We start from the raw sequence: 12,029 nt of genomic DNA on the forward strand, positions 1-12,029 counted from the left end.
ACGAAACTGTCACAAAAGTCGTCTATAATGTAAACTATCTTTGAGGAAGGATAGGTTACAAACGGATGAAACGACGACCAAACCAAAGGCAGAATAAAAGACAGAATGAAAGACAAAATAAAAGACAAATAAAAAAGAGAAGGCAGGCGGCGTTTCTGGTGGCCCTGATGGCGGTGTTCATCGTGGCGGGCTCGGCGGCTGTGCGCCATGTGACAAAGGTACTGGCCGCAGGCAGCAGCGCGGAGACGCTGGCAGAGGAGGACTCAGAGGAAGAAAAGAAGGGGGTTGTGGTGCGCGGCAGCCGGAGTGCCTACGGCATTGACAGCAGCACAGAGGGTGCGATCGTGGACTATCTGAACACCTGGTTCGGCGCACTGGCAGAGCTGAAGGAGCAGGATGTGACCCAGTATTTTGACCTGTCCGACAGCCAGGGCGCTGTCAGCGCCGCCATCGACCAGGCCGCTCTGTCCTTTCTGGTAGACGTGCGTTCGCTGCAGGCGAACGACCTGACACTCACAGGCTATACCTGCGGCATCACCTACACCGGGGCCGAAACCCTGGATAACGGCGATCTGGAGGTGACCCTGGAGGAGGACCACGCAGTGCAGTTTAGCTTTTTGGACGGCGTAGATTCCTACAGCTCGGGCATCGAGCACACCTTTGTGATCCGCCAGGAGGGAAGCAGCTGCCGGATCATTGCGCATGAAAAGGAGGAGGACGGCTACCTGCTCATCGAGGAGCTCTATGACGAGCAGAGCCAGGGCACAGTCCGCACCCAGACCAGCCAGCTGCTGGACCAGATCAGGGAGCAGCTGCTGGATCAGGCCAGACAGGACATCGCAGCGCTTGAGGCCGAAAAGAGCGGGGTGTCCGCAGACAGCGCCTCCGCGGCCCTGAGCGACCACGCTTACGACCGGGACGCCGCAGTGGCCTATGCCATGGAATGGGTGGACCCGCAGTCGGTCATCCGGAACGACGCCTGGGGGCTTTATGATGAATATGGCGGCAACTGCAATAACTACATCTCCCAGTGCCTGTACGCAGGGGGTATCCCCATGGACAGCGACGGGGCGGACCAGTGGAAATGGTACGGCGATTCGGTCAACACACGCCAGACCGCCAGCGGCCGATCCGGCTCCTGGGCCGGGGTTGCCGAGTTCTATGACTATGCCGAAAGCAATGACGGTTACGGGCTGACTGCGGACACCACCGCCAACATTTACTCCGGCCAGGCCGGAGATATTCTCCAGTATGGGGTGGACGGCGAGTGGAACCATTCGGTCATCATCACCGATGTGGTGACCGGGGAGGATGGCAGCGTGAAGGATTACCTGATCAACTCTAACACCACCGACCGGATCAATTACCCGGCCAGCGCCTACGCCTATTCCGACCTGCGGCTCATCCGCATTCTGGGCTGGAACGATTAAAAAAGTGACGACCGTACGAATCAGACGGTCGTCCCGTGTTGTCGGAGAAGCGGCGCAGTTCAGGACTGCGCCTTTTATCCAGATAAGAAAAAAAGATCCAGGCGCTGTGGTAAACGGTCCGGAAGCGTGCCGCTTTACCGGAACAGCCAGACATTGGCAGGATCAACATTCATGTCGAAGATACAGGCGAGAGGGCAGTGCCCTCAGGACGCTGACGGCTTTTCCAACTTAAAGCTTGACAATTGAAAAGGATTAGCATATAATGTAAACAATTAATCATCAGTTTAAGGACTTGAGTCTAAGAGTTGTCCGTATTATACCTTGTTACACAGTGTAGCGTTTATTTGTTGTGCGATGAGGTATGATACGGATTTTTTATACCTAAAATCAGGAGGGATTGTTTTGGAAACGTCTAAAGTGGAGCTGCTGCTTGAGGGCTCGCGCATCATTCCGTCGGTCAATACGGCCGAGGGGCTGAAGTGTGTGCTCACCAAGACCAGCCTGCCCTGTGTCATGCTCAAGCTGGGGGATGTCAATACCCTGCCCAAAATCGTCAGGCTCATCCACCAGTATGGGCGCAGGGCAATGGTGCACCAGGATTCCATCAAGGGGCTGGCCCGGGACCGCACCAGCATTGATTTTCTGTCAAAGCTGGGGGTGGACGCGGTCATCACCATGAAGCCCCAGTGCGTGCGGTGGATAAAGGAAGAGGAAATGCTCGCCATTCTGGGGCTGTTCCTCATTGATACCAATGCTCTGGCCACAGGCGTCCAGAGCATTAATGAGAGCCGGCCCGACGCGGGGCTGGTTATGCCCATGACCATACCGGGCAGCATATACGCGGCCATTCTGCGCCAGATACGGGTGCCGCTTCTGGCCGGCGGGCTGGGCATGGAGGAAGAGCTGGTGACCGCGGCGCTTGATAACGGCGCCCTGGCCGCGGCCGTTACCAAGCCGGCGCTCTGGCAGACCATTGGTTCATGAGCCCTCTGGGCTTAAAATATATTTTAGTGGAGGTAATAGAATGAAAAAGACTGTTTTGATTTTTGGGGATTCAAACACCTGGGGCTGGAAGCCCTCAAACGACATGATCAAGCCGCTGGAACGCTGGGATGACGATGTGCGCTGGCCGGGTGTGCTGCAGGCAGGCCTGGGGGACGAATACAAGGTCATCGCCGACGGGCTGAACGGCCGCACCACGGTCTGGAACGACCCCATCGAGGAATACCGCTGCGGCAAGGACCAGATCATTCCGACCATGGATGCCCAGGCGCCCTTTGACATGATCATTATCTTTGTGGGCACCAATGACCTCAAGGTGCGCTACACCGTATCGCCCCAGGACATCGCCAACGGCGTGGGTATTCTGGTGGACAAGGCCCTGCATCAGGTGGGGGACTACACCGGCGAGCCCAAGGTGCTGCTGGTGGGCCCGCCGCCGCTGGGCCCAATCGCGGACGGCGTGTTCAAGTACATGTTTGCAGGCAACGAAGAAAAATCCAGGGATGTCGCCCAGTTCTACAAGGGTGTGGCTGAAGCCTACGGCGTCGCGTTCTTCGACGCCGGCACAGTGGTAAAGAGCAGCGATGAGGACGGACTCCACCTGCAGGCAGACCAGCATGAGCTGCTCGGCAAGGCCATGGTAGAGGAAGTTAAACGCATTATCGGTTAGTGAGCGCAGAAACGCGCAGCCTGTGCTGCGCGTTTTTCAGGGAAAGGCATAATATGAAGAATCAACTGGCCCTGATCGGGGGAACCATTTTGACTATGGAGGACAGCCAGCCGGAATGCACCGGCGTGCTGATTGAAAAGGGGCGGATCACCGCAGTGGGCTCGTCGGAGGCCATTGCGGCGCTGGCGCGGGAGCGCAGGGCCGGGATACTGGATTTAAAGGGCAGAACCGCTGTGCCCGGGCTCCACGACTGCCATGTCCACGTCATGGGCACAGGCCTCAACGCCACAGGCATCGACCTCTTTGACTGTGCCTCGGTGGACGAGGTGCTGGATAAGCTGAGGGAAGGATTAAAAAACCCGGGTGAGGACTGGATCTACGGCACCCGCCTGGACGAGTCGCGGCTCAGGGAAAAGCGGCCCCCCACTGCGGCGGAGCTGGATGCCCTCTCCGGCAGCCGGGGAATATTTTTGGTGGACCGGGGACTGCATTATACCCAGGTGAACACCGCGGCCTACAACGCCCTGGGGCTTAAGGGAGACGAGCCCGGCGTTGTGCGCGGCAGCGGCGGCCGGCCAAACGGGCGGCTCCACGGCCAGGCCAACGGCATTGCCAGAAGCTATTACAACAACCAGATGAGCGACGCGCGGCGTGAGCAGGTCATCCGCTATACCGTGCAGCAGGCCCTGGCCAAGGGTGTGACCACCATGCACGGCATGGAGGGAGGGGACATGTTTTCCGACGCCGATATTCCGGTGCTTCTGGCCATGCGGGACCAGCTGCCCCTGGACATTGTGCTGTACTGGGATACCGAAAATGTCGAGGCAGTCAGAGACGCGGGCCTGCGCGCCATGGGCACCGACCTGCTGCTGGACGGCTCCATCGGCTCGCGCACAGCCGCCTTTGACGAGCCCTACGCCGACGATGCAACAAGCCGGGGCGTCCTGTACTATGATTCGGACACCATCACCAGCATGATCGAGCGGGCGCTGAAATACGGCCTGCAGTCCGGCTTTCACGCCATCGGCCAGCGGGGCATCCGTCAGGCGCTGGACTGCTTCGAGGCCGCCAGTGCAAAATACCCGGTGGCAGACCACCGCTTCCGTATCGAGCATTTTGGCTTCCCGGACCAGCGCGACATTGACCGGGCGGCCCGGCTGGGCGTGGTGGTCTCGACCCAGCCTGCCTTTACCTATTTAAGAGGCGGCCCGGGCAGTGTCTACAACGAACGGACCGGAGACGCCAGAGAGCGCAGGGCCTATCCCATGCGCCGCTTCCTGGAGGCGGGCATTGTACTGGGCGGCGGCTCCGATTCCGGCGTCACGCCCATCGACCCGGTGCTGGGCATCCACGCGGCGGTCAATCCGCCCTATGAGGAGAACAGCATCACCGCCACACAGGCCCTGCGCATGTTTACCATCGACGGGGCCTACACGGCCTTTGAGGAAAAGGAAAAGGGATCCATCGCCGCGGGCAAATGGGGAGACCTGACCATTTTGTCAGGCAATCCGCTGGCAGCAGATCCAAAAGCGATCAAGGAAATTACGGTTGAAATGACCGTCAAAAAAGGCGAAATCGTCTATAACAAGGGGGAAGAATAAGCTATGCAGCAGGTTATTTTAGGAATCGACCAGGGAACCACAGGCACCCGGGCCATGATCTTTGATCATGATATTAACATCATTGCCTCGGCCTACAGTGAGTTCACACAGTATTTTCCGCAGTCGGGCTGGGTAGAGCACGACGCGTCTGAAATCTGGGATGTGACCATGAAAATGGTGGCCCAGGCATTAAAGGAGGGCGGTGTCAAGCCGGAGCAGATCGCGGCCATCGGTATCACCAACCAGCGTGAGACCACCGTGTTCTGGGATAAGGAAACCGGCGAGCCCGCCTGCCGGGCCATGGTGTGGCAGGACCGCAGAACCCTGCCCATCTGTGAGGCGCTGGAGGCCGCCGACGGGGCCGCAATGGTCGAGCGCACGGGCATGATCATTGTGCCCAACGACGCGGCCACCAAAATCCGGTGGTATATGCAGAACGACGAGAATGTGCGCAAAGGCGTGGAGCAGGGCCGCCTGATCTACGGCACCATGGATACCTGGCTGATCTGGAAGCTCTCCGGCGGCGCTGTGCACGTGACCGACACCTCCAACAACTCGGTGACCCTGCTCCAGAACGCCACCACCCTGGATTACGACCAGGGTGTTTTGGACGCGCTTGAGATCCCGAGGGAGATCCTGCCCAAAATCTGCGGCTCCAGTGAGGTCTACGCCCACACCGACCCGGCTGTTTTCTTCGGTGCGTCGGTGCCCATCGCGGGTATTCTGGGCGACCAGCAGGCAGCGGCCCTGGGGCAGGGCTGTATGGAGCGGGGCATGGCGAAAAACACCTATGGCACCGGCTCCTTTATGGTCATGAACACCGGGGGCAAGTATGTGCCGCCGTCAGACGGCATCTTCTCGCCAGTGCTGTACAGCATCGGCGACCGGACCGACTACTGCCTGGAGGGCATGGCGGATGTGTCCGGCGCGGTCATCCAGTGGCTGCGCGACGGCCTGGACATCATTGAGCACAGCGCCGACGCCGAGAAGCTGGCGCTTCAGGTAGAGGACAGCATGGGCGTTTACTTTGTACCGGCCTTTGTGGGCCTGGGCGCGCCCTACTATGATTCCTACGCCCGCGGCACCATCATCGGGATCTCCAGAGGCACCACCAAGCACCACATCGCCCGGGCCGCGCTGGAATCCATGGCCTACCAGGTCTGTGACGCCTTTAAGGTGATGGAGCAGAAATCCGGCCTCCGGCTAGAAAAGCTGAGGGCAGACGGCGGCGGCGCCAGCAGTGATTTCATGCTCCAGTTCCAGGCCGATATCCTGGGCGTTCCCGTAGAACGGCCCGTGATCACCGAGACCACGACCCTGGGGGCTGTCTACATGGCCGGCCTGGCAGTGGGGTACTGGGACTCCATCGAGGAGGTTTCAAAATTCTGGAGGATCGAAAAACGGTTTGAGCCCCAGATTAGTGAGGAAAAGCGTGAAGAGCTGTGCTATGGCTGGAACAGCGCCATCGAGCGCGCCGGCTGCTGGCTGAAGCGTTAAGCTGAAATTTAAGAGCGGACAGGCTTTCAGGGCCTGTCCGCTCTTAAATTTCAGCGGGTCATATCGTCAATGGAGGGATGGTTGGCGTGCTCGCGGCTGTTGTGCTCGCTGATGTTTACCGCAGCCTCTGAGTTCAGGTCAATTTCTTCTGAAATCACATCCTCCACATCCATCTTTTTGGGGCGCGCACCCTTATCCTTGCGGTGCAGTTTGTTCTTGATTTTATCAAATTCACCTGCAATGGTGTGTCTGGTCATTTTATGGTCCTCCTCTTCATAAACAGCATCAATGCCTTTCTGCTTCGTTTATACCCAGGCAGGAGAGGGAGTATCAAAAAAAGACGACCGCCCGTTTCGGACGGTCGTCTTTTGGATGATACGTGGCCGCGTCATAGTCTGCGCCACCCGCTGGTGCGCAGCTTCTTAATAAAGCTGTCGATGTGGGCAACGGTAAAATAGCCAACAATACCGGCAAAAATTAAGATTAAGACTAAAAGGATATTCGCCATAGTTTCCACCTTCTTTTATAACAGCATATCACGCTGGGCGTGAAGGTGGTGTTAAAGCCTGGCCGGTCGTATAAATATTTTATAAAGATGGGCTTAAGAGCTTTTATTTTTTATCGTCCATCAGGTTCAGCTCCGACATGTAGGCGCTTTTGGTGGCCAGTTTTTCGTCGGCCTCCTTCTGGAACTTGGTCACTGCTGTGACAGCCTTCTTAATGGGCATGAGGGTGCCGGCGCCGCCGATACAGCCGCCCGGACAGGCCATGCCCTCCAGCAGGTAGCCGTCGCGCTTGCCGGCCTGGGCCAGCTTCAGCATTTTCTGGCATTCCTTCAGGCCCTCGGCGCGGTCGATCTTTACATCCACGTCCGGGTAGAGGTCATGAACCGCGTTGCAGATGGCGTCCGCCACACCGCCGGCCACAGAGTAACCACGGCCGGCCGCTGTCGCGTCGTCCAGCCTGCCGTCATCCCCGAGGTCGCCGAACTCAATGCCCTTGGCCACGAACATGCCCATGAGCTCCTCAAAGGTGATGACAAAATCCACGTCGCTGCGCACGCTTTTTCTGGAGGCCTCCAGCTTTTTGGCCGCGCAGGGTCCGATAAAGACAATCCGGGATTTGGGGTGTTCCTTTTTGATAATGCGGGCCGTGGCCACCATTGGGGTCAGCTCGCCGGAAATGCAGTGGGCGATCTCCGGAAATTTGGTCTTGGCCATAACCGACCAGGACGGGCAGCAGGAGGTGCCGATAAAGGGGTCGTCCCCCTTGATCACCTTGTTGACATAGTGGTGGGCCTCCTCGACGGCGCCCAGGTCAGCGCCCAGGGCCACCTCCACCACGTCGGCAAAGCCCAGCTCCTTGATGGCCTCCTTGATCTTCTCCGGCGTTGCCAGAGGGCCAAACTGGCCCACAAAGGCCGGGGCAATCTCGGCAATGACTTCATCGCCCTCCTTGATGGCGTGGATCAGCTGAAAAATCTGGGTTTTATCCGCGATGGCGCCAAAGGGGCAGTTGACCAGACACATGCCGCAGGAGACGCACTTGTCGTAATTGATCTTGGCGCGCCCCAGCTCGTCGCTCTCAATGGCGTCCACACCGCAGGCCGCCGCGCAGGGCCGGTCGTATTTCACAATGGCCTCGTAGGGGCAGGCCTCCCGGCAGCGCCCGCACCGCACGCATTTTTCCTTGTCAATGTGCGATTTGCCGTCCTTCATGTAAACCGCGTTGACCGGGCAGACCGACACGCAGGGATGCGCCAGGCAGCCCCGGCAGTTGTCGGTCACCATGAAGGCCTTCGGCTCACAGGCGTCACAGGCAAAAGGAATAACATTCACCAGCGGTGGATCATAGACCTTTTCGGCGATGGCGCTTTCCTCCACATCTCTGGAGATGGGGGAAGGCTGGTCGACCGGGTACAGGGGCAGGCCAATGGCGAGACGCAGGCGCTCCCCGATGATGGCCCTCTCCTTAAAGACGCTGTCGCGGTAGTTTGCGACCTCGCCCGGTATAATTTCAAAAGGGATTTCTTCCACTCTACTGGCGTAATCGCCGCCCTCATAGGCCATCTTGGCAATGGCGGCAAAAACCTGACGACGGATTTTGGTCACAGGTGTGTAGATTCCTCTCATTTACAAATTCACTTCCTTCTTGATTATTTTGTCATTTCAAGAATTTGTGCCATAACAGTCTCAGTATTTGCCTTTTCGATCACAACATTTCCGACAGAAACAATAGGGGATTTCATTCCGTGCTTTGCCTCGCCGATACATTTAACCGTTTCGATATAAATACCGCGTGAGAGCTCCAGAACATCCTTCACATCGTTTAAGCTCTCGATGGATTCGATGATGTCCATGGCGCCCTTCATCACGCATTCTGTACAGACACAAACTGCTACTTTTAAATCTTCCATGTTTTCTCCCCCTGGTTGCTGGCCGCCTGAAAATAACGAACGATCACGCTGCGTTATTTATCTTAGGCCAGGCGTTAAATTTAAGTTCGATTTTTTTAATTTTTAAAGCTGTGGATCGGAGCGGGAATTTTGCCGCCGCGGTTCACAAAGACTGAGCAGTCGTTGGGATTGACTGCCATAATGGGTGCGGTGCCCAGCAGGCCGCCAAAGGAGGCGGATTCGCCAAGGCCCTTGCCGTAGACCGGAATCAGGCGCACAGCAGTGGTTTTGGCGTTGATCATGCCAATGGCCGCCTCGTCGGCAATGATGCCGGAGATGGTCGCGGCAGGGGTGTCACCCGAAATGGCGATCATGTCGAGCCCGACCGAGCAGACACAGGTCATGGCTTCCAGCTTGTCGAGGGACAGGGCGCCAATGGAGGCCGCCTCGATCATGCCCTCGTCCTCGCTGACCGGGATAAAAGCGCCGCTCAGGCCGCCAACGGAGGTGGAGGCCATGATGCCGCCCTTTTTAACCGCGTCGTTGAGCATGGCCAGCGCCGCGGTGGTGCCGTGGGCGCCGCAGTGCTCCAGGCCCATCTCCTCGAGAATACGGGCAACCGAGTCGCCGATTTCGGGTGTGGGGGCCAGAGAAAGGTCCAATATGCCAAAGGGAACGCCCAGGCGCTCCGCCACCGTGGTGCCCACCAGCTGGCCGGCGCGGGTGATCTTAAAGGCTGTTTTCTTAATGATTTCTGCCATTTCGTCAAAGCTGGCGTTCTGGTGCTTCTCCAGCGCCTTCTTGACAACGCCGGGGCCGCTGACGCCAACGTGCAGCACGGTGTCCGGCTGGCCGATGCCGTGGTAAGCGCCTGCCATGAAGGGATTATCCTCGACCGCGTTGCAGAAGACCACCAGCTTGGCGCAGCCGATGGAGTCCTGGCCGCGTGTGAGGTAAGCCGTCTGCTTGACAATCTCGCCCATCATCTTCACCGCGTCCATGTTGATCCCTGTTTTGGTCGAGCCAAGGTTGACAGAGGAGCAGACACGCTCGGTGCAGGCCAGGGCCTCGGGAATGGAGTTGATCAGGTTGAGATCGCCCCGGGTAAAGCCCTTGGGTACCAGCGCGGAGAAGCCCCCGATAAAGTTGACGCCGATTTCGTGGGCGGCTTTATCCAGTGTTTCGGCGTAGGCCACATAGTCGGTGTCGCTGCTGGCGCCGGCGATCAGTGAGATGGGCGTCACCGAGACCCGCTTGTTGACGATCGGGATGCCGAACTCGGTCTCAATGCGTTCGCCCTGGGATACCAGGTGCTCGGCCATTCGGGTAATTTTGTCATAAATCTTGCGGCGGGCTTTTTCGCCGTCGGCATCGATGCAGTCCATCAGAGAGATCCCCATGGTAATGGTGCGGATATCCAGATTTTCCTTTTCGATCATACGGACGGTTTCAAGCACATCTTTAAACATTGCCATTGCGTATCACCTCTTAAATGGAATGCATGGCATTAAAAATGTCTTCATGCTGAATGCGGATCGACATGCCGATGGTTTTGCTCAGCGCTTCAAGCTCTTCCTTGAGCTGAGCAAAATCACAGGTCATTTTGGAGACATCCACCAGCATGATCATGGTGAAAAAGTCCTGCATAACCGTTTGGCTGATGTCCTCGATGTTGGCGTTGCTCTCTGCCAGAATTTTGGACACATTGTAAATAATTCCTGTGCGGTCCTTACCAATGACCGTAACTACTGCTCTCATTTATACACGTACTCCTTACAATTTAATAGCGTTAAAGTATTTGAATGATCCCTACTATATTAAACTAAAAAAGCGCGCAGAACAAGGGGTAATGTGGGCTGAAACGGACTTCAGCTTAAGGAATACCCAAAAATCATTAAAATAAAGAGCGAAAGGAAAGATTTAATTATTTAAGGTTAGTGGTAATAACTTGTCCCTGGGTGGTGCATTGTGGTATAATGTGGGGAGAATTGGTGTAGTGACCCAACAAAGTGGGAGATTAGTGGAAGAAAGGGTGGCGTTTGGCATGTTCTTTGGCGAATACGAGCATAATATTGACGACAAGGGCCGTCTGATCATCCCGTCCAAATTCAGGGAGGCACTCGGCAGGGACTTTGTCATTACCAAGGGGCTTGACTGCTGCCTTTTTGTCTTTTCGACCGAGGAGTGGGAGATCTTTGTGAACAAGCTCAGAACCCTGCCCATTTCGGATAAGGACGCCCGGGATTTTACACGCTTCTTCTTCAGCGGCGCATCGGAGTGCGCGCTGGACAAGCAGGGGCGTATCTCCATCCCGCCGTCTCTCAGAAAGCATGCCCGGCTCGAAAAGGAAACCAAGATCATTGGGGTTTCCAACCGGCTTGAAATCTGGAACACTGAAAACTGGGACAGCTACAACAATATGGACGTCAGCGATATTGCCGATAAAATGGCAGAGCTGGGAATCTAGCCGAAAGGAGGGAGCCTTTGGAATTTTCACACACAACCGTGCTTTTGCACGAAACTGTAGACGGGCTGATGATCAGACCGGACGGTACCTATGTCGACGGTACCCTGGGCGGCGGCGGCCACTCAGAGCTGATCTGCCAGCGCCTGAACGCAGACGGAACGCTGATCGGCATCGACCAGGACGATTTTGCCCTGGACTACGCCGGCAGACGCCTCGCACCTTATCCGTGCCGCAAGCAGCTTGTCAAAAACAATTTTGTCAATCTGAAAGCAGTGCTCGAGGTGACCGGCATCTCGCAGATCGACGGCATTATTTATGACCTTGGGGTTTCCTCCTTTCAGTTTGATGATGAAACCCGGGGCTTTTCCTACCACCACGACGGGCCGCTGGACATGCGGATGGACAGCGCAGCCGAGCTGTCGGCCTATGAGGTCGTCAACGCCTACCCGCCGGAGCGCTTAAAAAAGGTGCTGCAGGTCTACGGGGAGGAACGCTTCGCCGGCCGCATTGTCAATACGATTATAAAGGAAAGGGAAAAAAAGCCCATCCAGACCACGCTGGAGCTCAGCGAGCTCATCAAGGCCGCCTACCCGGCCAAAGAGCGCTTCAGGGAGAAGCACCCAGCGCGTAAAAGCTTTCAGGCCATCCGCCTGGAGGTCAACCATGAGCTGGACATTCTGGAGGACGCCTTTTCGGCGGGGATCGAAGCACTGAAGCCCGGAGGGCGCATGTGCATCATCACCTTCCATTCCCTTGAGGACCGGATCGTCAAGCATTTTTTCAAGGACCGGCAGAACCCCTGCACCTGTCCGCCGGAGTTCCCCACCTGCGTGTGCGGGAAGAAGCCGGAAGTCAAGATTATTACGCGCAAACCGATGCTTCCCACGCCGGAGGAGATCGAGGCCAACCGAAGGTCCAGAAGCGCTAAATTAAGAATTGCAGAAAAGCTATAGAACAAGGAGCAAAA

General features: G+C 56.9%; 12 protein-coding genes. 7 read left to right on the plus strand and 5 right to left on the minus strand.

The genetic code is table 11. From position 1 onward, the window contains the following. Window positions 1-65: 65 nt before the first annotated feature. From I2B62_RS09410 to glpK, 5 genes are all read left to right on the plus strand, one after another. Window positions 66-1,430, plus strand: a complete 1,365-nt coding sequence (locus tag I2B62_RS09410; protein ID WP_195268711.1) for an amidase domain-containing protein — start codon at window positions 66-68, stop codon at window positions 1,428-1,430. A gap of 402 nt (window positions 1,431-1,832) precedes the next feature. Then, entirely contained in the window at window positions 1,833-2,414 is a 582-nt protein-coding gene (locus tag I2B62_RS09415; RefSeq protein WP_195268712.1) for a glycerol-3-phosphate responsive antiterminator, read from the plus strand. Window positions 2,415-2,454: 40 nt separating this feature from the next. Then, complete coding sequence (locus tag I2B62_RS09420) at window positions 2,455-3,102, plus strand: SGNH/GDSL hydrolase family protein (protein WP_195268713.1); 648 nt, start codon at window positions 2,455-2,457, stop codon at window positions 3,100-3,102. A 53-nt stretch (window positions 3,103-3,155) separates the two neighbouring features. After that, entirely contained in the window at window positions 3,156-4,703 is a 1,548-nt protein-coding gene (locus I2B62_RS09425) for an amidohydrolase (RefSeq protein ID WP_195268714.1), read from the plus strand. A 3-nt stretch (window positions 4,704-4,706) separates the two neighbouring features. Continuing rightward, a complete protein-coding gene (gene glpK, locus I2B62_RS09430; protein ID WP_195268715.1) occupies window positions 4,707-6,200 on the plus strand; it encodes a glycerol kinase GlpK in 1,494 nt (497 codons plus the stop codon). A gap of 50 nt (window positions 6,201-6,250) precedes the next feature. Here glpK and I2B62_RS09435 read toward each other — a convergent pair whose 3' ends face one another. The 5 genes from I2B62_RS09435 to I2B62_RS09455 form a co-directional block, all read right to left on the minus strand. Beyond that, window positions 6,251-6,457 carry a hypothetical protein gene (locus I2B62_RS09435; protein WP_195268716.1) on the minus strand — a complete coding sequence of 69 codons (207 nt, stop codon included), beginning with the start codon at window positions 6,455-6,457 and terminating at the stop codon, window positions 6,251-6,253. Between the two features lie 354 nt (window positions 6,458-6,811). Then, on the minus strand, window positions 6,812-8,332 hold the full coding sequence (locus I2B62_RS09440; protein ID WP_195268717.1) for a 4Fe-4S dicluster domain-containing protein: 1,521 nt from the start codon (window positions 8,330-8,332) through the stop codon (window positions 6,812-6,814). A 23-nt stretch (window positions 8,333-8,355) separates the two neighbouring features. Continuing rightward, the gene (locus I2B62_RS09445; protein ID WP_013380840.1) at window positions 8,356-8,616 is read right to left on the minus strand and encodes an NAD(P)H-dependent oxidoreductase subunit E; all 261 of its coding nucleotides are present in this window, start codon (window positions 8,614-8,616) and stop codon (window positions 8,356-8,358) included. A 95-nt stretch (window positions 8,617-8,711) separates the two neighbouring features. Beyond that, window positions 8,712-10,070 carry a PFL family protein gene (locus I2B62_RS09450; RefSeq protein ID WP_195268718.1) on the minus strand — a complete coding sequence of 453 codons (1,359 nt, stop codon included), beginning with the start codon at window positions 10,068-10,070 and terminating at the stop codon, window positions 8,712-8,714. 13 nt (window positions 10,071-10,083) lie between these two features. Then, window positions 10,084-10,353: an ACT domain-containing protein gene (locus I2B62_RS09455; RefSeq protein WP_195268719.1), complete on the minus strand. Its 270-nt coding sequence runs from the start codon at window positions 10,351-10,353 to the stop codon at window positions 10,084-10,086. Between the two features lie 286 nt (window positions 10,354-10,639). On the opposite strand from I2B62_RS09455, the gene mraZ reads away from it, so the two are divergent. Continuing rightward, a complete protein-coding gene (gene mraZ / locus I2B62_RS09460) occupies window positions 10,640-11,062 on the plus strand; it encodes a division/cell wall cluster transcriptional repressor MraZ (RefSeq protein WP_195268925.1) in 423 nt (140 codons plus the stop codon). A 17-nt stretch (window positions 11,063-11,079) separates the two neighbouring features. Continuing rightward, a complete protein-coding gene (gene rsmH / locus I2B62_RS09465; RefSeq protein WP_195268720.1) occupies window positions 11,080-12,015 on the plus strand; it encodes a 16S rRNA (cytosine(1402)-N(4))-methyltransferase RsmH in 936 nt (311 codons plus the stop codon). The last annotated feature ends 14 nt before the right edge of the window (window positions 12,016-12,029 follow it).

Source organism: Eubacterium sp. 1001713B170207_170306_E7 (assembly GCF_015547515.1).
Taxonomy (GTDB): domain Bacteria; phylum Bacillota; class Clostridia; order Eubacteriales; family Eubacteriaceae; genus Eubacterium.